The organism is Tritonibacter scottomollicae, from assembly GCF_032924845.1.
In the GTDB taxonomy this organism is placed as follows: Bacteria; Pseudomonadota; Alphaproteobacteria; order Rhodobacterales; family Rhodobacteraceae; genus Epibacterium; species Epibacterium scottomollicae.
In genome coordinates, this window is sequence record NZ_CP136704.1 from 2,754,475 (window position 1) to 2,777,310 (window position 22,836).

Genomic DNA, 22,836 nt, shown 5'->3' on the forward strand with positions numbered 1-22,836 from the left:
GCCCCAGACACCCTCCGATTTATGAAGGGGCTCCGCAGTTTCAAGAGGCTGCCCCCTCAGTTTGAGATGAATTTTGCGCCCATGTCACGGCGGCGGGGTTCACCCACCTGCACCCGGCTGACCCCATGCGGCAATTGGCTGCCCACATGGGTGCCAGTCAGCTGGGCTTCCAGCAATGCCAGCTCATCGGCCAGCGAGGCGCCGAGCGAGACCGGATTGCCCTCCACCCTTGCCTTGGCCGACACCACAGAAACAATGCGCGGCCGCTCGCCCTCAAAGGAGAACACCGGCGCGCCGGAGGAGCCGAAATCGACATCGCAGGACATCACCAGCACGCCGTCCTGACGTGCCATCACGGTGCAGACCTCCTGCAACGACGGCGCTTCGGATCGGTCCTGCGCGTAAGACACCACCCCGACCCGCGCGCCCTTGCGGGGGCGCACATCGGTTTCGAACGGGGTCACAGTGGTGTTGCGGATCGGGCGCTGCAGTTGCAGCAAGGCGATATCGTTGCGCACCCGCGTCGCCGAAAGCGTGCCATCGTAAACGTAGGAAGGATGCAGCACCGCCCGTTTGACGGAGCGATAGGCCGAGGCCCGCCCGTTGCGCCAGCCGGCCAGAAACTCGATCGAGGTCGCGTCGATCTGCTCCAGCGTATCGCGATCATAGAGACAATGCGCCGCCGTCAGCACCAGATCGGGCGCGATCAACGCCCCGGTGCAAAACCCCTCGCCAAGGCGATCCAGCCGTCCGACCGCTTCCCAGTCGCGGCCCGCATCTGTGGTCTCCAGGCTTTTGAGACGGCTGTCATCGGCGCGCAGATCTGATCCGGCTTGCGCAAGGCCGGACAGCGCGCAGAACAAAGCGCTTGAAATCAATTGCTTGAAAGGCAGCACAGGCACACTCCACATCCCACATGCAGCAGAGTAGCCAGCACCTGGGGCAAAATTTGGGCGCGCGGCGGCGATTCCATGCGCCCCTTTGTGATGCCGGTTGCGGCAGCTCAGCGCAAGATCGGAACCGAAGGCGCGCTGCGATCCGCCTGCAGCGCCGGCGGTTTCGGGCCACCGGTCGCCCAGTCCAAAAGCTCCACCGTATGCACGATTGGCAGTGAGGTTCCGGAGCCGATCTGCATCATGCAGCCGATGTTGCCCGCCGCAATGAGATCGGGCGATTTGGCCTCAAGCGTGCGCACCTTGCGGGCCTTCAACTGGGCCGAGATTTCGGGTTGCAGCAGGTTGTAGGTGCCGGCGGAGCCACAGCACAGATGGCTGTCGGCGGGTTCGACCACCGTAAAACCGGCACGCTTCAGCAAGGTCTTTGGGTGGGTCTTGATCTGCTGGCCATGCTGCAGCGAACAGGCCGCGTGATAGGCGACCGTGAGCTCTTGGTCCGCGCCTTCCGGCAGGTCGAGCTGCATCAGAAGTTCTGAGATATCCATCGCAAGATCCGAGACGGTCGCGGCGTCCGCCGCCAGCGCATCGTTGCGGAACATATGACCGTAGTCCTTCACCGTGGTGCCGCAGCCGGAGGTGTTGATGACGATCGCATCCAGCCCCTTGCCCGTCTTCTCCGCCATCCAGGCGTGGATGTTCTTTGCCGCGGTCGCGTGGCTTTCGTCCTCGCGCCCCATGTGATGGGTGAGCGCGCCGCAACAGCCCGCACCTTTTGCCACCACCACCTCACAGCCCAATCGGCGCAGCAGGCGGATGGTGGCGTCGTTGATATCGGTGTTGAGCGCCTTTTGCGCGCAGCCCGTCATCAGCGCCACGCGCTTTACCGGTTTGCCTTCGGCGGCAAAGCTCTGCGGATCATCGTTGCGACTGACCGGCGGGATCACTTTTGGCGCCATCTCCAGCATCGCCCGCAGACGGGCATCCGGCATGAGCCCCTTGAAGGGGCGCGCCAGTTTCGCCCCCAGCAAGGCCAGCCGGAAGCGCCCCGGATAAGGCAGGATGCGGGCCAGCACCCAGCGCAGCGCACGGTCACTGAAAGGTCGCTTGTAGTATTTGTCGATATACGCGCGCGCATGATCCACCAGATGCATGTAATGCACACCTGACGGACAGGTGGTCATGCAGGCCAGGCAAGACAGGCAGCGGTCGATATGCTTGACCGTCTTTTCATCCGGCACCCGCTCGTTTTCCAGCATGTCCTTGATCAGGTAAATGCGCCCGCGCGGACTGTCCAACTCATCCCCCAGCACCTGATAGGTCGGACAGGTGGCGGTGCAGAACCCGCAATGCACACAGGAGCGCAGGATTTCATTGGCACGTTGAGTGCCCGGATCGCGGAGCTGGTCTTCGGTAAATGTGGTTTGCATCTTGTTATCCCATCAACCCCGGATTGAGGATCCCTTTTGGATCGAACTGAGCTCTGAGCCCGGAGGAGATCGCGGCCAGTGGCGCAGGCTCGGGGTGAAAGCGCGGCAGGCTCGCGCGCGCTCCAGCCCGCACCAGCGTGGCATGGCCCGGCACCGTCATCATGGACCGCACATCGCAGCCCGCAGGCATCAGCGCCCAGATCAACCCGCCGCCCCAGTCACACAGGGTGCGGGTTGCGCCCAGCGCCGGGATCAGATCCACAGCATCGGTGGGTTTGACCGAGATCCGCCAGACATCGCCCGCCGCATCGGCAAAGGGTCTGACATCGCGAATATCCCGCCACAGCGCCGCGCTGTCGGGGAGCATTTCGACCGCGCCCAAACCTCCCAGCGTGCGGGCCAACTCCCCGGCGCGATAGGCAACCGAAGCCTCAAACCCCTGCAGCCGCACATATGCGGTCTGCACCTCGGGGTCATATGCGGCCCCTGTGACGTCAAAGGGCGATCCGAGCGCCGCAGACAGCGACTTGATACCTTTCGCAAGGTCCACATCGCGCAGCGCAAGCGTCGCGGTCACCTCTGGCACCGGCAGCACCTTCAGAGACACCTCGGTCAGCACCCCCAGCGTGCCATGCGCGCCCGCCATCAACTTCACCAGATCATAGCCGGTGACGTTCTTCATCACCCGACCACCATTGGACAGGACTGCGCCCTGCCCGTCGACAAACCGCACCCCCAACAGGAAATCCCGCGCGGCCCCGGCCTGAATGCGCCGAGGACCAGAGATATTGGCCGCAAAAACACCACCCATCGTCGTCTCACCCGACGTGCCCATCAGGGCACGGTGGTCCATCGGCTCAAACGCCAGTTGCTGGCCCTCAGTGGCCAACAGCGCCTCCACCTCCGCCACCGGCGTTCCCGCCTGCACCACCAGCGTCAGGGCCTCCGGCTCATAGAGCGTCACCCCGGACAAGCCGCGCGTGCTCAGCACCGCGCCATCACCATGAATCCCCCGGGTGCCGCCACCCTGAATGCACAGAGGCCCAGTCGCGCCTCCAATGATCTCGGCCAGCTCAGCCTCGCTCTGCGGTGTCATCATTTCATCTTTTTCCAAATATCCTTGGGGGTCTGGGGGCAAAGCCCCCAGCTCGGAGATGAGGGACGCCTCACTCCGTGGCCAGATCAACACTTCGACGCCCGGCCGTCGTTGACAGCGGGAACACCTTGGCCGGGTTCAGCAGCCACTTGGGATCGAACACATCCTTGACCCAAAGCTGCGCCTCGATGTCCGCGGCCTCATACTGATGCAGCATCAGGTCGCGTTTCTCGATGCCCACGCCATGTTCGCCGGTCAGGCATCCGCCCACCTCGACGCAGAGCTTCAGGATCTCGGCCCCAAGCGCCTCGCACAGCTCCAGATCGCCGGGCTTGTTGGCGTCAAACAGGATCAGCGGATGCATATTGCCGTCCCCGGCATGGAACACATTGGCCACCTTGAGGCCAAACTCTGCGCTCATCTCTTCGATCCGGCGCAGCACCAGCGGCAGGAAGGACACCGGGATGGTCCCGTCGAGACACATGTAATCGTTGATCTGGCCCATGGCGCCAAAGGCGGATTTGCGCCCCAGCCAGATCCGCGCGGCCTCATCGGCATCACCTGCCTCGCGCAGCTCCACCGGATTGTGGCGGCGAGCAATCTCGGTGATCAATCCCAACTGATGGGTAATCTCAGCCTCGGAGCCTTCGACCTCCACAATCAAAAGCGCCTCGCACATCGGATAGCCCGCCTTGGCAAAGGCCTCGCAGGCCTCAATGCAGGGGCGGTCCATGAACTCAATGGCGACGGGCAGGACACCTGCCTTGATGATGTCGGAGACACAGGCGCCCGCCACCTCGTTGCTGTCAAAGGCGATCAAAACGGGGCGCGCGCTTTCGGGTTTGCGCAGGATGCGCAGGGTGGCCTCGGTCACCACACCCAACTGTCCCTCGCTCCCGCAGATCACGCCAAGAAGATCCAGCCCGCCCGCATCCAGATGCGCACCGCCGATCTCCACCACGGTGCCGTCCATCATCACCAGTGTGACGCCCAGCAGGTTGTTGGTGGTGACGCCATATTTCAGACAATGCGCGCCGCCGGAGTTCATGGCGATATTGCCGGCAATCGCACAGGCCAGCTGCGACGAGGGGTCAGGCGCGTAGAAGAAGTCCTCCTCCTCCACCGCGCCGGAGACGCTGAGGTTGGTCCGGCCGCTCTGCACCCGGATGATGCGGTTGTCGTAGTCGGTCTCCAGCACCTCGTTCATCCGGGCCACCCCGAGGATCACGCAATCCTCCGTTGGCAGCGCGCCACCGGCCAGCGACGTGCCCGCGCCGCGCGGCACCACCGGCACCCCCATCGCGTGACAGATGCGCAAGACTTCCGCGACCTCTTGTGTGGAGCGCGGCAGCACCGCCAGCATCGGCGGGCATTTGTAGGCCGTCAGCGCGTCACACTCATACGCACGGGTTTCCGCCACATCCGAGATGATGGCGTCGGCGGGCAGCACACGCTGCAACCGGCGCAACAGCTCGTCCTTGCGGGCCAGGATGGCGGCATTGGGGGATGGCATCTCCATGCGGGCTCTCCTCTTTGGTAATATAATATTACCAATTTTTGATCGCTGGCAAGGACCAACTGACTGGTCTAGGGTCTCAGCATGATATGGTTAGACCGCCTCGAGTTGTTTTCAACGTGGGATTTCATAGCCCTGACCTGTTTTGCGGCCGGTTGGTTCTGGATTGGCTGGCGGATCGAAAACCCCAATCCCAAGCGGCCATCTGTCTCTGCTCTCATGGCGGACTTCCGACGAGAGTGGATGAAAGAGATGGTCACCCGCTCGCCACGGATATTTGATTCTCAGGTGATTTCGTCGCTGAGACAGGCCACCGCATTCTTTGCCTCCGCGACGATGCTGGCTCTTGGCGCCGGGCTTGCGTTGATTGGCAACACCGAACAGCTCGCGGGTGTGGCGCAAGATCTGGCGCTGGAGCAAACGCCGGTGTTTGTCTGGGAGATCAAGATCATTCTGGTGCTGGCGAGCCTGACAAATGCCTTCCTCGCCTTTGTCTGGTCACACCGCCTGTTTGGCTATTGCTCCGTCTTGATGGCAGCAGTGCCAAACGAAGCCAGCGACCCGCGTGCCTATCCGCGCTCGCGGCAGGCTGCCGAGATCAATATTACCGCCGCGCGCAGCTTCAATCGCGGATTGCGCGCGACGTATTTCTCGCTGGCTGCCCTGGCCTGGCTCGTTGGAGCAGAGGCGCTCATAATCGCCACCATCGTCACGCTCGGCGTGCTCTACCGGCGGGAGTTCATCTCGCGCTCTCGACGCATCCTGATGCAGTCAGAGCCCAAGACCGTCGCCCCCACCAAATTGTGACGACAGCCACCGGAAACTCCGGCTAAGGTTGCCGCATGTTGAGATATGTCCTGATCCCGCTGTTGTGCCTGGTCGTGCCGCAGGCTGCCTTCGCAGATGACCCCGTCATCGAAGACGTTACCGCCCGCCAGAACGGTGGCAGCTGGAGCTTCTCCGTCACCCTGTCGCATCCCGACAGCGGTTGGGACCATTATGCCGATGGCTGGCGGGTCCTGGACATGGACGGCAACGAGCTGGGTCTTCGGGTCCTGGCGCATCCACATGTTGATGAGCAGCCCTTCACCCGCGCCCTGAGCGGCGTCGCCCTTCCGGACGGCACCACGCAGGTGCAGATCCAGGCCCGTTGCAATATGGATGGTTGGGCCGCGGAGGCGGTGGTATTCGATCTGCCTTGAACAGAAGCGGTCAGGTTCCAGCGGTTTAGACCCGGTGATACGGGCTTCCGGAGAGAATGGTGGCCGCGCGATAGATCTGTTCGGCCACCATCAGCCGCACCATCATATGCGGCCAGACCATCTTGCCGAAGGACAGCGCAAAATCCGCCTCTGCCCGCAGACTGGGGTCGATGCCGTCCGCACCGCCAATGATCAGCGCCAGATCCTGCCGCCCCATGTCGCGCCAGCCCGCCAGTCGGTCGGCAAAATCAGGCGAGGAAATCACCTTGCCGCGCTCGTCCAGTGTGCAGATCAGCGCCCCCTTGGGTAGAGCCTTGCGCAGCAGGTCCGCCTCGGCGCCCATGCCGGCGTTCTTCTTGTCCTCGACCTCGATCACCCGCGCAGGGCCAAGGCCCAGCGCCCGCCCGCTGCGGTCAAAGCGCTGCAGGTAGTCTTCGATCAGCGTCTTTTCCGGCCCAGCGCGCAAACGCCCGACCGCGCAGATGTGCACGCGCATGCAGATATGTCCTGACGTTGGGAAACTGGAAAGGCAGGATGCCGGGCCTTTAGGCTATCGGAATACCGGGCTTTGCCCGACCTGCCCCGCGAACAGGGGCAGTTGCGGCAAAACCGGCAACCAAAAGCCCGAGAGGGGTCAGGCAATGCCCGACCCGCAACGGGCCTCGGTGTCGACCGTCTTAACTGGCGACTGCACCTGCGGGCAGCCACATCTTCTCGATCTGGTAAAACTCGCGCACTTCCGGACGGAAGATATGCACGATCACATCACCGGTATCGATCAGAACCCAGTCACCTGTATCCTTGCCCTCGACCTTGCAGCCAATGCCGAATTCATGCTTCAGCTTGTCTGCCAGCTTTGCCGACATGGAGGCGACCTGACGCGTTGATCGGCCAGAGGCCACGATCATATAGTCGCCAATCGACGTCTTGCCGCGAAGATCAATCTTCGTGACATCTTCGGCCTTGTCTTCATCAAGCGAGGAAAGGATGCGTTCCAGCAGATCTTCGCTGGAATATTGCGGTGCGGACGCGGCCATCACGGCTGCTCCGGACGGGGCGGCAACTGCCGCCTGAGGTTGGGGTGCCAGGACATTGTCCTCCTTGCTGCGCGCCGACAGACCCCCGGCGCTGGGGTCCCCTTAAATGTAGCAACTGTGCAGCGGCTTTTCAATCAAGCTTCGCCGCATCGCCGCGCGACTGTGACTCTGCGCCCGTCGCGCCCATATCTTCGGGGGGTGCTTCGTCCATTTGCACCGGCAAACGATCATTGAGCAGACGCAGTTCGCGCTGCGGGAAGGGGATCGAAATGCCTTCGGCCTTGAATGCATCCCAGAGCGCCAGAAACACATTGCCACGAATGTTGGTCAGCCCCCCTGTCGGATCGGTAATCCAGAACCGCAGGACATAGTCCACGCTGCTGTCGCCGAAGCCGACGATATGGCACACAGGCTTCATCCCGTCGCGCGCCAGCACCCGGTCAACGGTCATTGTGGCAGCAATGGCCACCTTGCGGACCAAATGCGGATCATCGTCATAGCTGGTGCCGAAATTGATATCGAGCCGCACGAAGCGGTTTGAATGTGACCAGTTCACCACCTGCGAGGTAATCAGATCCTCGTTAGGAATCAGGTATTCCTTGCCATCACGGGTCACGACCGACACGTAACGAGCGCCCAATGAGTTGATCCAGCCGAAGGTTTCCCCCAGCGAGATCACATCGCCCGGCTTGATGGAGCGATCCATCAGGATGATGATCCCGGACACGAGGTTGGAGACCACTTTCTGCAGGCCAAACCCAATGCCGACACCAACCGCACCGGACAGAACCGCAAGCCCCGTCAGGTCAAAACCGATGGAGCGGATCACGATGACAAAGGCGACCCCGTACAGCAGGACCTGCACGGCCTTCCCTGCCAGAACCTGCATCGACGGAGAGATGTCATCATTGCCGCGCAACCCACGCTCCGCCAAACCAGAGCCCATGCGCGCCATCATCAGCATCACAGTCGCCAACACGATCGCCTTCAGCACAACAAGCAGAGACAGATGCACGGAGCCCAGCTCGAACGCGATGGAATCGAGCACCTGCGCCGCGTCGTCCACAAGATTGAAGACCGCCAAAGTTGCGTAGATCCAAAGCAGCCAGGTGGCGAGCCTGCGCAAGGTTGGGTTGGCAATAAAACGCGAGACCAAGGCGATGACCAACCAGGCGGCCGCAAGTTTCGCCGCGGCTCCGATCAGGTAACTGCGCGATGGCCAGGTTACCTCTCGCATCACGGTGTAGACACCCCAGGACATGACCGTGAAATAGATCAACGACAATCGCCGCAGAACCTGAACCAGAAGCCGCAAACGCCACTTCGGCCAGCCTTCCCGTGACCGCGCCCAGCTTTCCCAACGGGCATGGGTCACGCCACGCAGCAGCATCGCGGCAACAATGAGCCCCAGAACAATCAGCACCTGATTCTGGCGCCACCCCGGGGTCACTGCCAATTCCCAGTATGCCTGCGCCTGCGCGATCAGATATTGCAGCGTGCCTTGAATCGCCTCGGGCAGTACGTCTTGGTCCATTCCGACCCTCCTTCCCGGCCAGCATGTCCCGCGCGCGCGGCTTGATGCAAGGAAAAGCACCCCGCCACGTTCCGCGTGCATGCGAACGAATCTTGATTGTCGGAAGGTGCGTCTATATTCAACTCACCATGACTCACGTATTGGCTCAGACAATTGCCCTTCAGGACCGCGCGCGCTTGCGCGAACGGTTCTTCGGTGCCGCCCGCACGGTTCTCGCGCGCCTATAAGGCTGCGTTGCCAGACCAGTTACGCCAGCACATTTACCGAACATACGGGAGAGGACCTCATGTCCCCCAAAACACTCTATGACAAGATCTGGGATGCGCATGTGGCGCATGAAGCCGAGGACGGCACCAGCCTGCTCTATATCGACCGCCATCTGGTGCACGAAGTGACCAGCCCGCAGGCCTTTGAGGGTCTGCGCCTGGCGGGCCGCAAGGTGCACGCGCCAGACAAGACCATCGCGGTGCCGGACCACAACGTCCCCACCACCGCCGGGCGCGACAATCCCGACCAGATGCCCGAAGACAGCCGCATCCAGGTCGCGGCGCTGGACACCAACGCGCGTGAATTCGGCGTGCATTACTACCCGGTCAGCGACATCCGTCAGGGCATCGTGCATATCGTCGGCCCCGAGCAGGGCTGGACCCTTCCGGGCATGACCGTGGTCTGCGGCGACAGCCACACCGCGACCCATGGCGCATTCGGCGCGCTGGCGCATGGCATCGGCACCTCCGAGGTGGAACACGTGCTGGCCACCCAGACGCTGATCCAGAAGAAATCCAAGAACATGAAGGTCGAGATCACCGGCACCCTCAGCCCCGGCGTGACCGCCAAGGACATTGTCCTGACCATCATCGGCGAGACCGGCACCGGTGGCGGCACTGGCTATGTCATCGAATATTGTGGTGACGCGATCCGCGAACTGTCGATGGAAGGTCGGATGACCATCTGCAACATGGCCATCGAGGGCGGCGCACGCGCCGGTCTGATCGCCCCGGACGAGACCACGTTCAACTACGTCAAGGGCCGCCCGCACGCGCCGAAGGGCGCCCAGTGGGAAGCCGCTCTCGCCTGGTGGAAGACGCTCTATTCCGACGATGACGCCCATTTCGACAAGGTGCTGACCATCCGCGGCGAAGACATCGCGCCAACCGTCACCTGGGGCACCTCGCCCGAGGATGCGCTGCCGATCACCGCAAATGTGCCCGCACCCGAAGATTTTGCCGGTGGCAAGGTCGAGGCCGCGAAACGCGCGCTGGACTACATGGGCCTGACCCCGGGCATGAAGCTGACCGATATCGAGATCGACACGGTCTTCATCGGCTCCTGCACCAATGGCCGCATCGAGGATCTCCGTGCCGCGGCCGATGTGCTGAAGGGCAAGAAGGTCAAGGACGGCATGCGTGCCATGGTGGTTCCGGGCTCCGGTCTCGTCCGCGCCCAGGCCGAGGAAGAAGGCCTTGCCGAGATCTTTACCGAAGCTGGCTTTGAGTGGCGTCTGGCAGGCTGCTCCATGTGCCTGGCGATGAACCCGGACCAGCTGAGCGAAGGCGAACGCTGCGCCTCCACCTCCAACCGCAACTTCGAGGGCCGTCAGGGCTACAAGGGCCGCACCCATCTGGTGTCCCCTGCCATGGCCGCAGCCGCTGCTGTCACCGGCAAGCTGACCGACATCCGCGAGCTCTGAAGGACAACACACATGAACAAGTTCGAAACCTTCACCGGGATTGCGGCGCCGATGCCGCTGGTCAACATCGACACCGATATGATCATCCCCAAGCAGTTCCTGAAGACCATCAAACGCTCCGGCCTTGGCGTGCACGCCTTTGACGAGATGCGCTACGACCGGCAGGGCAACGAAAACCCCGAGTTCGTGCTGAACCTGCCCAAGTACCGCGAAACCTCGATCCTGGTGGCAGGCGACAACTTCGGTTGCGGCTCCTCGCGCGAGCACGCGCCGTGGGCACTGGCAGATTTCGGCATCAAGGTGGTGGTCTCCACCTCCTTTGCCGACATCTTCTTCAACAACTGCTTCAAGAACGGCATGCTGCCCATCGTGCTGCCGCAGGAGCAGGTCGACCTGCTGATGTCGGACTCTGAGCGCGGCGAAAACGCCCGCATGACCGTCGACCTCGAAGCGCAGGAGATCACCACCTCCGACGGCGACGTGATCAAGTTCGACGTCGACCCCTTCCGCAAGCATTGCCTGCTGAACGGTCTCGACGACATCGGCCTGACGCTGGAAAAGGCGGATTCGATCCAGTCTTTTGAGGCCAAGGCCGCGCAGGAACGTCCCTGGGTCTGATTGCCGGAGCAGCATCAACATGTTCAAAGGTCGCCTTCGGGCGGCCTTTTTTGACTTTCATGAGCGCGCCGCAGAGATCCGGTGCACATTTCCGCCCAATTGCCTAACAGGCGACCTTGCGCATTTTTTACGCTCCATGCGAGCAGGCTCCCGCCCCCTGCGCGCCGATAAGTCGATGATTTGACGAATTAAGATTGATGCATGTCAGCACCACTTGAGTGCCGGTCATTCAAATTTGATGCATTTCCTTAACCCTGCGCTTGAGAAAACAGGCGACGCCGTGCAGGATTGGGGCAAAAATGAGGCAGAGCAACCTGGCAGATTCTGGGGTGCTTCATACCGGGTCATTCCACCAAAAAACCGGAAGACCCCAGGGTGAAGGGAACGAACAGTGCTTGCACGCATGACAAGCGCGGCAATTCGCGGATTATTGGTGGCGCTTCTCGTGGCGTTGCCGTCATTGCTGTTGCCGGTCACAGCGACGCAATCTCCGGAAATCGTGGCGTTCATGGCCCTGCTGGCTGGTGGCCTGATCTTTGCCGAGTACTCTTCACACAGCCCCAGCATTGTAGAGTTCCGCGATGCGCCTCCACTGAACCGCAGCCGCTTTGTCTTCGCAGCGCTCTGCATGATCCTGTTGAGCATTCTGGCTGGCCATCCGTTCCAGCCCACCGGCTTTAGCGCCCTGGTACACAAGCTTGCATTCACGGTCGGCGACGCTCTGGATTTCGCCTATTCGCCTGTGCAACTGACCCGGCTGATGATGCCCTCTGACGTGCCGCAATATACGGTAGATCTGGTGCGGGCCGCGGCTGGGCTTGCGCATCTGATCTCTCTGCTTTGCGTTGCCTATTTCGCGATCGTGATCCGCTTGCTGAACTGGCCACTGTCCAGCGGCGCCTTTAACGTTTGGGTCAATCTCCCGCTGTTTGACCCCACTACCGGAGGTGATGTGGTCACACGATTGCAACGTGATGCAAAGCTACACATCATCGCCGGGGTGCTCCTGCCCTTCCTGCTTCCCGCGCTCATTCAGATGGGCGCAAGCGTGTTTGACCCCGCCCTCCTTGGCAATCCGCAACTGCTGATCTGGTGCGTGACCGGCTGGGCCATGATCCCGGCCAGCATGATAACACGCGGCATGGCCCGCCTGCGCGTGGCAGATCTGATCGAGCAGAAGCGCAGATCCTTTGATCACGACAAGAACCTACAAGCCGTATGAGATGGTCGGCAGCCCTCTTGCTGCTGCTTCTGCTCTCGGGTCTACCCGGAGCTCTCACCGCCGAGACCATTCGCCTTGCCACCTTCAATACAGACCTGAGCCGCAAGGGGCCGGGGCTGCTGCTGCGGGATCTGCAACGCGACAATGCACAGATTGATGCGGTCATCGACACGATCCGCAGGGCAGACGCCGACATACTGGCCCTGCAGAGCATCGACTGGGACTATGACACCGCGGCGCTTGCGGCCCTGCAACTCCGGCTGGCCGAGGCTGGTCAGCACTACCCATATCGCTTTGCACCAAAACCCAATGCAGGGATCGCCTCTGGCCACGATCTCGACGGTGACGGTCGCCTGGGAGAGCCGGAAGATGCCTGGGGCTGGGGACGCTTCACCGGGCAAAGCGGCATCGCGCTGCTGTCGAAATACCCGATCACGACTGAACAGGCGATCGACCTCACAGGGCTGCTGTGGCACGAGGTGCCCGATCATCGCATGCCGGTGACAAAAGACGGGCTGCCCTACCCTGATGCGGAAACGGCAAAGATGTTGCGCCTTTCATCAACAAGCCACTGGGCCGTGCCTGTCATGCTGCCTGATGACATGCCTCTCTGGGTCATGAGCTTTCACGCCGCACCACCGGTCTTTGATGGACCAGAGGACCGCAACGGCCGACGCAACGCCGATGAGCTTCTGATCTGGCTGCACCTGTTGGATGGCACCTTGGGCCCCCGTCCCACCCCGCCCTTTGTTCTGCTGGGCGATGCCAACAACGACCCGGCGCGCGGCGAGGGGCACAAGGACGCCCTGTCCCGCCTCCTGACCGATCCGCGCCTACAGGACACGCTTCCCACCGATGAAAACGGCTTGCAGCACACCGTCATCTGGGAAAGCACCGGCCCGATGCGGGTGGATTATGCGCTGCCGTCGGCAGAGCTTCAGGTGGCCGCGTCTGGCATCATACACGGCAAAGGCAGTCGCCACGGGTTGGCCTGGATCGACATCCGCCGCTGATCCACCCTGATACCCAGCATAATTGCGCCCGGATTATTGACCCGGCGACAGCAGCCCGCTACGCCCTTTGGCGATACGTCAAAGGAGTTTTGAGATGTCCAACCCATCGATTCTGATTTTGCCTGGTGACGGGATCGGCCCCGAGGTCATGGCCGAGGTCAAGAAAGTCATCACCTGGTATGGCGCAAAGCGCGACCTTCAGTTCGATGTGAGCGACGATCTGGTCGGCGGCGCGGCCTATGACGCCCACGGCACCCCGCTGCATGACGACACCATGGCCAAGGCTCAAGAAGTCGACGCTGTCCTGCTGGGCGCCGTCGGCGGCCCGAAATACGACGCGCTCGATTTTTCGGTGAAACCCGAACGCGGCCTGCTGCGCCTGCGCAAGGAAATGGATCTGTTTTCCAACCTGCGCCCGGCCCAATGTTTTGACGCGCTGGCGGATTTCTCCTCGCTGAAAAAGGACGTGGTCGCTGGCCTCGACATCATGATCGTGCGCGAGCTGACTTCCGGCATCTACTTCGGCGAGCCACGCGGCATCATCGAGGAAGGCAACGAACGCGTCGGCATCAACACCCAGCGCTACACCGAGAGCGAGATCGACCGTGTAGCGCGCTCCGCCTTTGAACTGGCGATGCGTCGCGGCAAGAAACTGTGCTCGATGGAAAAAGCCAACGTGATGGAGTCCGGCATCCTGTGGCGCGAAGTCGTCACCGAGGTGGCCAAGGACTACCCCGAGGTCGAGCTGTCGCATATGTATGCCGACGCCGGCGCCATGCAGCTCTGCCGCTGGCCCAAGCAGTTCGACGTGATCGTCACCGACAACCTGTTCGGCGACCTGTTGTCCGACGCCGCCGCAATGCTGACCGGCTCGCTTGGCATGCTGCCCTCCGCCTCGCTTGGCGCACCGATGGGGAATGGCCGCCCGAAGGCACTGTATGAACCCGTACACGGCTCCGCACCAGACATTGCCGGTCAGGGCAAGGCCAACCCCATCGCCTGCGTGCTGTCGTTTGCGATGGCGCTGCGCTACAGCTTTGATCTGGGCGAAGAGGCTGACCGCCTGGAAAAAGCCGTCGAGAAAGTTCTCGCCGATGGCGTGCGCACCGCGGACCTTCTGGGCGAAGAAGGCGTGACCCCGGTCACCACCTCGGAAATGGGCGATGCAATTCTGAACGCCCTCGACGCAAGCCTCTGATTATATAGCTATTTTACTTCATCAGGCCGGGATCTTCCCCGGCCTGATGCATTTTCAGCCGTTCACAAAACCCGGTCGGCCCCGTGCAAGCCCCTTGCAAGACGCCCCTCCTCGGCGTTAGCGCTATAGGAATGGCGCTTTGACGCCGCTTTCAGCCATCTCGGTGACAGAATGAATATAAAAGCAGCTATCTTGGCCCTGCTGGCCTACGTGATTTTCTCCACTCACGACGTGATCGTAAAATACGTCAGCGCTGAAATATCTGCCTTTCAGATTGTCTTTTTCTCGAGCCTTCTGTCTTTTCCTCTGCTGACCATGATGATGGTCCGCGACGCCACCCCTGGCACCTTGCGCCCAAAGCACCCAGGCTGGATTGCGCTGCGATCGCTATCGATGTCAGTGGTGCCTGCCGCAGCCTTTTACGCGTTCTCGGTGCTGCCCTTGGCCCAAACCTATGCATTGCTGTTCGCGACCCCATTGCTCATCACCATTCTCTCCATTCCCATCCTGGGCGAAAAGGTCGGTCTGCCACGCATGGCAGCCGTCGTTGTGGGGTTTGCTGGCGTTATGGTCGTATTGCGCCCCGGAGAAACGGAACTTGGCTTCGGACATGCCGCCGCATTGCTGGCGGCATTTGGCAACGCCTTTCAGTCGGTGATCCTGCGCAAACTGAGCAACGTGGAACGGCGTGTGGTGCTGATGCTTTTCCCGATGTTGACGACAGTGGTCATCATGGGGCTGACATTGCCATTTGTATATGTCCCGCTCAGCGGTGCTGAGTTGGCTGGGCTTGCCGTCATTTCTGTTTTTGGATTTTGCGCGACGCTCTTGTTGGTCTACGCGTATTCCTTTGGCGAAGCGGCCGTTGTTGCTCCGATGCAGTATTCACAGATCATCTGGGCGACGATCTTTGGCGTCATGCTCTTTGACGAGAACATGGATCTTCTTACCTTGGTTGGTGCTGGTATCATCATTGCAAGCGGCGTTTTCATTGTCCTGCGCGAGGCCCGTGGCGGTCGGTCTTCCAACACACCGGTTTTGCAAACGCGCAGCCGCGCGGTCCTGAGCAGCGGTCTCAATGTTTCATTTTTCATGAAGCGAACATCTGGCGACAATACGCCCGAATAGGGCTTGCAAAAGCCCGGGACCAAGTATAATCCACGCGCCACGGTCGGAGCGTAGCTCAGCCTGGTAGAGCACTGTCTTCGGGAGGCAGGGGCCGGAGGTTCGAATCCTCTCGCTCCGACCAATAAAACAAGGCGCCTTCGGGCGCCTTTGTTGTTTTTCACACAATGCTCTGAGGTTCGTCGAACCTAAGGCTAGTCAAACTTCAAAGCGTCTGCTGCTGCCTGCAAGTGTTCCGGGCTGTATCCAGCATAGACTGATGCTGTGATCCGCGCATCCGAGCGTCCCAGAAATTGCGCGGCCATCGCAGCCTGTCGCGGGGTCACATGTCGTACTCCGAACGTTTCGTCTCATACCAAGATAAAGTCTGCGCCTCATCAAATCAGGTCATCCGATGAGTGAACGGCATTTTTGCGTGCAGCTGGTTGCTTAACCGTTCGAACCCTCCAGCTTCGGTATGCAGATGAAGCTGAATTTCAGGCAAGCACTTTGACAAGCTCACTCCATTGGGACCGGGCGATTGCATCCGACCCTGCGATTGCCCAATAGCTTTCGTGATGATCCATCGTTTCGTCGCTTAGCCGGACGAGCCGCCCCTCCCGAATGTCCCTTTCACAAAGTGGCAATGATGCAAGAATAACTCCCATACCGGCTCGTGCGGCACCAAGGGCAGACAGGAATGTGTCGAACCGCAGATGCGGCACCGGAGTTGTTGCAATACCAAAGCGCGTGGCCCAGCTGTTCCAGCCTGGGCGTGACCCAGAACAGGCGATACGGGGCCAGTCCGTCCAATGGCCCTCGCGCCCCGCCAATTCAGGCGAGGCGAGCGGGGCTATCTTCTCCGAGAACAATTTCAACTTGTGATCATGCGGCCAGTCGCCCGCGCCGTACCTAATGCGGATGACATCGTCGACATCCGCTTCATGAGCCCCCAGCACCATGGTTTGGATGCTCAATTGCCCCTCAGCAATACGGCCCAACCTCTCAAGACGTGGCAGAAGCCACAGCTCAATGATCGATTGGCTCGCCGAGATGGCCATCTGCCCGCGCCCCGAGCCAAACAATGCTTCTGAACTATCGCGCAGAGTTGTGAGCGCCAATCGCACATGGGGTAACCAGGCCTCGCCATCCACCGTCAGTTCGATGGCGCGTGCGCGCCTGAAGAACAGGTTGGTGCCAAGTTGCTTTTCAAGCTGACCAATTCGCTGACTGATGGCGGATTGGGTTAATCCGGTTTCAGCCGCCGCCGCCGTAAAGCTGCCGCAGCGAGCAGCCGCTTCGAATGCACGTATCCACTCCAGTGGGGGTGTTTTGAAAGGGCTAACTGACATTAGGAGATCGCCACCTCAGGGACGTTATTGTTAATTTGATCTTATGCCATGCAGACGCGATGGTGTCGCCATAAATACGCCATCACAAGGACAGCCCCATAATGTCAGTCACTGTCGCCTCAGCGGGCACTCACCTAACACTCACCTCTGGCCAGTCTGTAAAACGCTTTCACGCGATCTGGCTGCGCGATAACGCAAGTGACGCTGAGACGCGCGCCGCCGCCAATGGCCAGCGTCTGATTTCGCTGCGCGACATTCCCGCGGACACAACCATTCGCTCTGCCGACGTGCAGGGCCAGACCCTAATGGTCACGTTTGCTCCCGAAAACAAAGAGGTCGTTTATGACCTCGGCTGGCTCGATGCCCATGCCTATGACGTCGAACAAAGTCCTGAGCGCGGATGGACGCCCCCCATAACTGAAACCTGGGATTCAGGCTTGATGGGGAATGTTCCCACCGGGGATTTTGAGCAGTTGTCTCAGAATGATGCCGCCCTGCGCGACTGGTTAGGGCTGGTGAGCAGGTTTGGGTTTGGCAAAGTGGTGAATGGCCCGGCGAAAGACGGCGCCCTGTTCGATTTGGTCGCTTTGTTCGGGTTTGTGCGGGAAACCAATTACGGACGGCACTTTGAGGTTCGCACTGAAGTCAATCCGACCAACCTCGCCTTTACCGGGCTTGGGCTGCAAGCGCATACAGACAACCCCTACCGTGATCCAGTTCCCACGGTGCAGGTGCTTTATTGTCTCGAAAGCTCGGCTGCGGGCGGAGAGAACATGGTGGTGGATGGCTTTGCCGCCGCACAACGCCTGCGGGATGAAAACGAGGCATATTTCAACGTGCTGGCAGATCACTGCGCCCGTTTCGAGTATGCCGGTGAAGCAGGCGTTTGCCTGACATCACGCCGTCCAATGATCGAACTTGCCCCCGATGGAGAACTGATCGGAGTGCGGTTGAACAACCGATCCCTGGCTGCCGTAACAGATGTCCCCTTTGAGAAGATGGACACCTACTACGCTGCATATCGCCGCCTTGGCGAAATCATCGACGACACCGCGATGGAAGTCACCTTCCGCCTGAACCCCGGTGAGGCATTCATTGTCGACAACACTCGGGTTCTCCATGCTCGTAAGGGCTATTCCGGCGAGGGTACGCGCTGGCTGCAGGGGTGTTACGCAGACAAGGACGGGTTGAGGTCGACCTATGACGCACTGTGCCGCAAACCCGACTTGGAGGCCGCAGAATGAAGCCGGACATCAACAACCTGAGCCGTGACACCATCGTGGAATTCATCGGGTCCATTTTTGATCGACGCGGGGATGAAGAGTATCTGGGCGAACCGGTGAACATGGGGCAGCACATGTTGCAGGGGGCAACGATTGCCGAACAGAACGACCAGCCCGAGGAGATCATCGTCGGTGCGCTGCTGCATGACATTGGGCATTTCACCAGTGAATTCGGGACATTCACCATGGATGACACCGAAGACCGCCACCACGAAGACGCGGGCGCAGAGGTACTGGAGCGATTTTTCCCCAGCGTGATTACAGATTGCGTACGCTATCATGTCGCCGCCAAACGATACCTTTGTGCGACACGGCCTGAGTATTTCCGCCGCCTGTCAGATGCCTCCGTTCATTCGCTCAACCTTCAGGGCGGCCCGATGGATGCCAAAGAAGTCGCTGTATTCGAGCAGAATGAGAATTTGGAGCAGATCATTGCCGTCCGCTATCTAGATGACGCAGGAAAGCGACCGGATATGGTAACACCAGATTTTTGGCATTTTGCGCCTATGGTTCAGCGAATGGTCGACAGGCATTGCAAGACCCAGACTTAGTCGGGCGAGCCTGAAACTCTTGTACGCTAAATCAATTCATGTGGTACCAGAGCGTCTCAGAAATTTTGAATTGCGGCCAACGGAATAGTTTGGCCGCATTCGGCTGCCGACAGTCATAGCTGCAAAGCCTCTTTTGAGAGCTATCAGCTTGGAACACTCTGACCCACATTGAATTGCAGCTGAAACGGTGGGTAGGATACGCCATCAACAAAGCTCATCAACGACGCGAAACGCAACTCGGGTCATGACCATCAGCCTCCGAACACGACGGCATCGGGAATCTCATAGCGCTCCTCATCCAGCTCGATCACGGTGAGGTCGCCACGGCGTTCAACCTCGATCCCGCCAACCGCTGGGATGCCTTCGCGAAACGCCAGTTGCCGCCCACTGCCACCGGGCCAGAAAATCGTGATGTCGGCGTCGCCCGCGCCCATCCGCGTGACGCCGAAATCGCACTGGAACGTGGGCTGGCCATAGCGCAGCGAGCAGGGAAGTCGGCCGGTGGCGTCATAGTTCGGCTCTGGGGCGGGGATCGCATCCGGGCCCATGCCCTCGCGCAGGTACCGCGCGGCGGCCCAGCCCGCGCTGCCGTCGGGAAGTTCCACCTGACACCAATCGCTGCGGCAGCCGAGGTTGCGCAGCACGGTGCCATTTTCAACCGCGCCCAGATGGGATGCCGTGGCCGAAGGCGCAGTGCGAATGTGCAGCCGGGTGGTGATATCCGTAACCTCCAGCCAGTCCGGCCCGTGCCCGGCCTCCTCCGCCGCTGCGGGCGCGAGGGGCAAGGCAATCATCGCAATCAATGCGAGGGTCGGACACAGGGCTGAACGGGGCATGACGAAGGTCTCCGGTGGCGAGGGCTTGGGCCTACCGTAGCGGAGCGTGCCGGCCTGGCAACGGGGCGGCACGGGCGATGGCGGAGGCCCGCCGGTGACACCCGGCGGTCGCAACGAGTTCAACCAGGGCTCAGCAGGCGGCGGTGACGATGATCTCCACCTTCAGCTCCGGACGGGCCAGTTTTGCTTCGCCGCAGGCGCGGGCGGGGGCGTGGCCCTCGGGCACCCAAGCATCCCAGACTGCGTTCATCTCCGCAAAATCCGCCATGTCGGCGACCCAGATGATAGCCTGCAAGATCTGTTCGGGTGAGGAGCCCGCGGTCTCCAGCAGTGCCTCGACCCGCGACAGGCACTCGCGAGTCTGTTCCGCGACGGTAGCACCATCGCCCACCTGTCCGCAGAGATAGGCAACACCATTGTGCTTGACGATCTTGCTCATGCGCTGGCCGGTTTCGATACGTTCGATCATTGGTCTGTCCTCAGTTTTTCCCGGTGGCGGGTGGGGTCTTCAGTGATGCCAACTCACCCAGGGTCACGGGCTTCAGTGGCGGGCGAATGCGATAGTAGCCGGTCTGGTCCGGCGTCTGCCCAGTTGCCTCGGCCAGAAGGGCGGTGACTGTCAATCCGCAATAGCGCCCTTGGCATGGCCCCATGCCGACGCGACCAAAGGCCTTGGTCTGATTGGGGCCGAGGCATCCGGCGCGCGCATGGTCGCGGACCGTACCGGCGGTCACCTCTTCGCACCGGCAGACCAACGTCTCATCCCTTGGCGACAGCGCCTGCGCGCAGGGCGGATAGGCGGTATCCAGAAAGGGGCGCGGGGCCTGTTCGCGGGCGCGCGCAGATCTGAGCGGTCTGGCCCGCCGGTCCCGCTCATCCGGCGTAAGGCGCGCCGCGTCGCAGGCGATGGCCAGCGCGGCAACACGGCCCGACAGGGCGGCGGCCTTGGCCCCGCCGATGCCCGCGCCGTCCCCGGCGACAAAGACTCCGGGCACATCGCTGCGCCCCCAACAATCCAGCGTCGGGACGAAACATTGCTGCTGCGTACTCCAGCGATGGGCGACCCCAAGTGCGCGCGCAGCCTGGGTATTTGGTACCACTCCGTGATGCAGGAATATGGTCTCGCACGCCAGACGCCGGGTCCGGCCACGATGGCTGAAACACAGCACCTCGGCGCGGGTGTCGCCTTCGATCCGGATGTCCTGAGCGCCGATGTAGCGCGGCACGCCTCCGCGTTTCAGCTCCGCCAGCATCCGCAGCCCCTTGGCCATGTAGGGCCAACCGCGCAGGGCGCCGCCCAGATGGCGCAGGGCGGCACGGCGGTTGCGGCCGGTTTGTGTCTCGACAAGCGCGAGGGGCGGCTGGCCGGCGCGCAGCATCTGAACCGCGATCAGGTACAACAGTGGCCCCGCCCCTACCAGCACCGCGGACCGGGCCAGCACGCCGGATTGCTTCAACAGGATCTGCCCCGCCCCGGCCGTCATCACTCCGGGCAGGGTCCAGCCCGGCAGCGGCATGGGTCGCTCCAACGCGCCGGTGGCCAGAAGCACCCGGTCGGCGGTCAGCTGCGCGCCGCGCCCATCCCGCGAGTAGGACAGGCAAAATCCCGGCTCGATCGACCAGACCACTGCTCCGGTTACATGTTCGACCGGGCTGCGCCGAAGCGCGACAGTGAGGCCGCGACCGGCTGTATAGTCGGGCCCAAGCAGCGCGGCCCGGCGATCCGGCACATGATCCACATCGCGGTAGATCTGCCCCCCGGCGCGGGGCTGCTCGTCCAGCAATGTCACGCTGAGGCCCGCGTTGGCGGCCTCGGTTGCGGCGGCCATCCCGGCGGGACCCGCCCCGATGACGACAAGATCACGATGCGACATGACGGACCTCCGGGCTACCGGCTCGGGCAATCTGAAGCCCTTCGGCAACCTCGATCATACAGGCCTGTCGCTGCACGCCGTCGATCTCCACCAGACAGTCGAAACAGGCGCCCATCATGCAAAAGGGCGCACGAGGGGCGCCGGACACCGGCGTGTCACGAAAGCGCTCAATTCGGGCGGCCAGCAGTGCAGCGGCCAGGTTTGCCCCCAGCGGCAACAGCAAGGGGGCGCCATCAAAACGGACCTCCACCCGAGGGGCGCTGCTGGCCTCGATCTCAAGAAATGGCAAAACGGGATTCACTGAACACCTCCAGGTCGGGAGCCGCCGCGGTGCCCTCCAGCCAGTCCGGCAGGAGCATCGCATGGGCGGCAGCAAGGGTGATGCCACTGTGGCAGGTGACGAGGCTGGCGCCGGGCATTTCGGCACTGCGCTGGTAGATCGGCAGCCCGTCGGGTGACAGCACCCGCAGCGCGCCCCAGCTGCGCACCAACTGTGCCCGCGCCAGCGCCGGGTATGCAGCGATCGCCTCGGCTGCAAGGCCGGAGAGGCCGGACTGGGTGACGCCATCGTTGTGGCCGACCTCCTCGTTGGTGGCGCCAATCTGGATGCCGCCCTCATCGACCTGCCGAGCAATCAGGGAGGGGCGGTTGATCAGCTTTGGCAGCTTCTCGGTGATCAGCACCTGCCCGCGTTGCGGGCGGATCGGTGCCTTGAACCCCATCTGCGGCCCGAGGCGCGCGGCCCCAAGCCCCGCAGCCAGCACGACCTTGGCAGCGCGGACCCGCGTGCCATCGGCGCAGGCAAGTTCAAAGCCATCCGGCTGGGTCACCTCGGTCACGGTCTTGCCGGTCAGGACCCGCCCGCCTCGGCGCCGCACGTCGCGAGCGAGGGCCAGCAGCAGCTTCAGCGGATTGGCGTGGCCGTCCTGGTGATGCAGGATTGCGCCGACCACCTTGGGTCCAATATGCGGCTCTTCCTTGCGCAGGGCGTTGTGGCCAAGCACATCATAGGGGTAGTCGCCATCCAGCTCCGCCTTCAGGATTTCGTATTTCTCCACAGTCGCCTGCAGCGTGTCTTCGGAAAAATGCAGGTCATACCCGCCGTTCTGCTCCAGCGGCACCGCGTCGCCGGTGTTCTGTTCCAGCTCGGCGGCAAACTCGGCCCAAAGCCGCGCCGAACTCTGTGACCAGCGGGCGTAGCGGGGCTGTTTCATCCCCTTCGACTGCACCCAGACCAGACCAAAATTGCCGCGACTGGCCCGAAATGAACCGTCATCGCCGTCCAGCACCGTGACCGTCAGCCCGCGCCGCAACAGGCCCCAGGCCACCGCAAGGCCGACAATGCCGCCGCCGATGATCGCGTAATCGCTGTCCATGCTCGTTTTCC

23 protein-coding genes and 1 tRNA gene are annotated in these 22,836 nt (G+C 61.8%); 11 read left to right on the top strand and 13 right to left on the bottom strand.

All coding sequences use genetic code 11. The annotated features are described in order from the left end of the window. Window positions 1-56 precede the first annotated feature (56 nt). The 4 genes from R1T40_RS13735 to R1T40_RS13750 all read right to left on the bottom strand — a co-directional run bounded on the left by R1T40_RS13735 (window position 57) and on the right by R1T40_RS13750 (window position 4,938). Entirely contained in the window at window positions 57-902 is an 846-nt protein-coding gene (locus R1T40_RS13735; RefSeq protein ID WP_317384526.1) for a trypsin-like serine peptidase, read from the bottom strand. 101 nt (window positions 903-1,003) lie between these two features. Continuing rightward, window positions 1,004-2,323 (bottom strand): glycolate oxidase subunit GlcF, encoded by a 1,320-nt coding sequence (gene glcF / locus R1T40_RS13740; protein ID WP_317384527.1) that lies wholly within the window; start codon window positions 2,321-2,323, stop codon window positions 1,004-1,006. Between the two features lie 4 nt (window positions 2,324-2,327). Beyond that, window positions 2,328-3,419 carry a glycolate oxidase subunit GlcE gene (gene glcE / locus R1T40_RS13745; RefSeq protein WP_317386982.1) on the bottom strand — a complete coding sequence of 364 codons (1,092 nt, stop codon included), beginning with the start codon at window positions 3,417-3,419 and terminating at the stop codon, window positions 2,328-2,330. A gap of 70 nt (window positions 3,420-3,489) precedes the next feature. Continuing rightward, a complete protein-coding gene (locus R1T40_RS13750; RefSeq protein ID WP_317384528.1) occupies window positions 3,490-4,938 on the bottom strand; it encodes an FAD-linked oxidase C-terminal domain-containing protein in 1,449 nt (482 codons plus the stop codon). A gap of 81 nt (window positions 4,939-5,019) precedes the next feature. On the opposite strand from R1T40_RS13750, the gene R1T40_RS13755 reads away from it, so the two are divergent. Continuing rightward, window positions 5,020-5,742: a DUF599 domain-containing protein gene (locus R1T40_RS13755; protein ID WP_106161339.1), complete on the top strand. Its 723-nt coding sequence runs from the start codon at window positions 5,020-5,022 to the stop codon at window positions 5,740-5,742. A gap of 35 nt (window positions 5,743-5,777) precedes the next feature. Continuing rightward, window positions 5,778-6,137 carry a hypothetical protein gene (locus tag R1T40_RS13760; protein ID WP_317384529.1) on the top strand — a complete coding sequence of 120 codons (360 nt, stop codon included), beginning with the start codon at window positions 5,778-5,780 and terminating at the stop codon, window positions 6,135-6,137. A gap of 25 nt (window positions 6,138-6,162) precedes the next feature. Here R1T40_RS13760 and rlmH read toward each other — a convergent pair whose 3' ends face one another. From rlmH to R1T40_RS13775, 3 genes are all read right to left on the bottom strand, one after another. Next, entirely contained in the window at window positions 6,163-6,633 is a 471-nt protein-coding gene (gene rlmH / locus R1T40_RS13765) for a 23S rRNA (pseudouridine(1915)-N(3))-methyltransferase RlmH (RefSeq protein WP_317384530.1), read from the bottom strand. Window positions 6,634-6,814: 181 nt separating this feature from the next. Then, on the bottom strand, window positions 6,815-7,174 hold the full coding sequence (rsfS, locus tag R1T40_RS13770; protein WP_106161333.1) for a ribosome silencing factor: 360 nt from the start codon (window positions 7,172-7,174) through the stop codon (window positions 6,815-6,817). Between the two features lie 130 nt (window positions 7,175-7,304). Further along, entirely contained in the window at window positions 7,305-8,708 is a 1,404-nt protein-coding gene (locus tag R1T40_RS13775; protein ID WP_317384531.1) for a mechanosensitive ion channel family protein, read from the bottom strand. 286 nt (window positions 8,709-8,994) lie between these two features. On the opposite strand from R1T40_RS13775, the gene leuC reads away from it, so the two are divergent. From leuC to R1T40_RS13810, 7 genes are all read left to right on the top strand, one after another. Further along, the gene (leuC, locus tag R1T40_RS13780) at window positions 8,995-10,398 is read left to right on the top strand and encodes a 3-isopropylmalate dehydratase large subunit (RefSeq protein WP_106161329.1); all 1,404 of its coding nucleotides are present in this window, start codon (window positions 8,995-8,997) and stop codon (window positions 10,396-10,398) included. Between the two features lie 12 nt (window positions 10,399-10,410). Next, complete coding sequence (leuD, locus tag R1T40_RS13785; RefSeq protein WP_106161327.1) at window positions 10,411-11,016, top strand: 3-isopropylmalate dehydratase small subunit; 606 nt, start codon at window positions 10,411-10,413, stop codon at window positions 11,014-11,016. A 391-nt stretch (window positions 11,017-11,407) separates the two neighbouring features. Further along, window positions 11,408-12,238, top strand: coding sequence for a hypothetical protein (locus R1T40_RS13790; protein ID WP_317384532.1), 831 nt, complete (start codon window positions 11,408-11,410; stop codon window positions 12,236-12,238). Beyond that, entirely contained in the window at window positions 12,235-13,251 is a 1,017-nt protein-coding gene (locus R1T40_RS13795) for an endonuclease/exonuclease/phosphatase family protein (RefSeq protein WP_394804994.1), read from the top strand. The genes R1T40_RS13790 and R1T40_RS13795 overlap by 4 nt, the downstream gene beginning before the upstream one ends. A gap of 94 nt (window positions 13,252-13,345) precedes the next feature. Continuing rightward, entirely contained in the window at window positions 13,346-14,449 is a 1,104-nt protein-coding gene (leuB, locus tag R1T40_RS13800) for a 3-isopropylmalate dehydrogenase (RefSeq protein WP_317384534.1), read from the top strand. 171 nt (window positions 14,450-14,620) lie between these two features. Beyond that, the gene (locus R1T40_RS13805; protein WP_106161319.1) at window positions 14,621-15,577 is read left to right on the top strand and encodes a DMT family transporter; all 957 of its coding nucleotides are present in this window, start codon (window positions 14,621-14,623) and stop codon (window positions 15,575-15,577) included. A 44-nt stretch (window positions 15,578-15,621) separates the two neighbouring features. After that, a tRNA-Pro gene (locus tag R1T40_RS13810) sits at window positions 15,622-15,698 on the top strand. A 352-nt stretch (window positions 15,699-16,050) separates the two neighbouring features. Here the strand turns inward: R1T40_RS13810 and R1T40_RS13815 are convergent. Continuing rightward, the gene (locus R1T40_RS13815; protein ID WP_317384535.1) at window positions 16,051-16,905 is read right to left on the bottom strand and encodes a LysR family transcriptional regulator; all 855 of its coding nucleotides are present in this window, start codon (window positions 16,903-16,905) and stop codon (window positions 16,051-16,053) included. A gap of 98 nt (window positions 16,906-17,003) precedes the next feature. On the opposite strand from R1T40_RS13815, the gene tmpA reads away from it, so the two are divergent. Both tmpA and tmpB read left to right on the top strand, forming a co-directional pair. After that, window positions 17,004-18,149, top strand: coding sequence for a 2-trimethylaminoethylphosphonate dioxygenase (gene tmpA, locus R1T40_RS13820; protein ID WP_317386983.1), 1,146 nt, complete (start codon window positions 17,004-17,006; stop codon window positions 18,147-18,149). Beyond that, window positions 18,146-18,739: a (R)-1-hydroxy-2-trimethylaminoethylphosphonate oxygenase gene (gene tmpB / locus R1T40_RS13825; RefSeq protein ID WP_317384536.1), complete on the top strand. Its 594-nt coding sequence runs from the start codon at window positions 18,146-18,148 to the stop codon at window positions 18,737-18,739. The genes tmpA and tmpB overlap by 4 nt, the downstream gene beginning before the upstream one ends. A 251-nt stretch (window positions 18,740-18,990) precedes the next feature. Here tmpB and R1T40_RS13830 read toward each other — a convergent pair whose 3' ends face one another. The 5 genes from R1T40_RS13830 to R1T40_RS13850 all read right to left on the bottom strand — a co-directional run bounded on the left by R1T40_RS13830 (window position 18,991) and on the right by R1T40_RS13850 (window position 22,825). Then, a complete protein-coding gene (locus R1T40_RS13830) occupies window positions 18,991-19,575 on the bottom strand; it encodes an SH3 domain-containing protein (RefSeq protein WP_317384537.1) in 585 nt (194 codons plus the stop codon). Window positions 19,576-19,705: 130 nt separating this feature from the next. Next, window positions 19,706-20,044: a RidA family protein gene (locus tag R1T40_RS13835; RefSeq protein WP_317384538.1), complete on the bottom strand. Its 339-nt coding sequence runs from the start codon at window positions 20,042-20,044 to the stop codon at window positions 19,706-19,708. Between the two features lie 10 nt (window positions 20,045-20,054). Then, complete coding sequence (locus R1T40_RS13840) at window positions 20,055-21,449, bottom strand: FAD/NAD(P)-dependent oxidoreductase (protein ID WP_317384539.1); 1,395 nt, start codon at window positions 21,447-21,449, stop codon at window positions 20,055-20,057. Next, a complete protein-coding gene (locus tag R1T40_RS13845) occupies window positions 21,436-21,738 on the bottom strand; it encodes a 2Fe-2S iron-sulfur cluster-binding protein (protein WP_317384540.1) in 303 nt (100 codons plus the stop codon). The genes R1T40_RS13840 and R1T40_RS13845 overlap by 14 nt, the downstream gene beginning before the upstream one ends. Then, window positions 21,725-22,825 (bottom strand): NAD(P)/FAD-dependent oxidoreductase, encoded by a 1,101-nt coding sequence (locus R1T40_RS13850; RefSeq protein WP_317384541.1) that lies wholly within the window; start codon window positions 22,823-22,825, stop codon window positions 21,725-21,727. Before R1T40_RS13850 ends, R1T40_RS13845 begins: the two co-directional genes overlap by 14 nt. Between the last annotated feature and the right edge of the window lie 11 nt (window positions 22,826-22,836).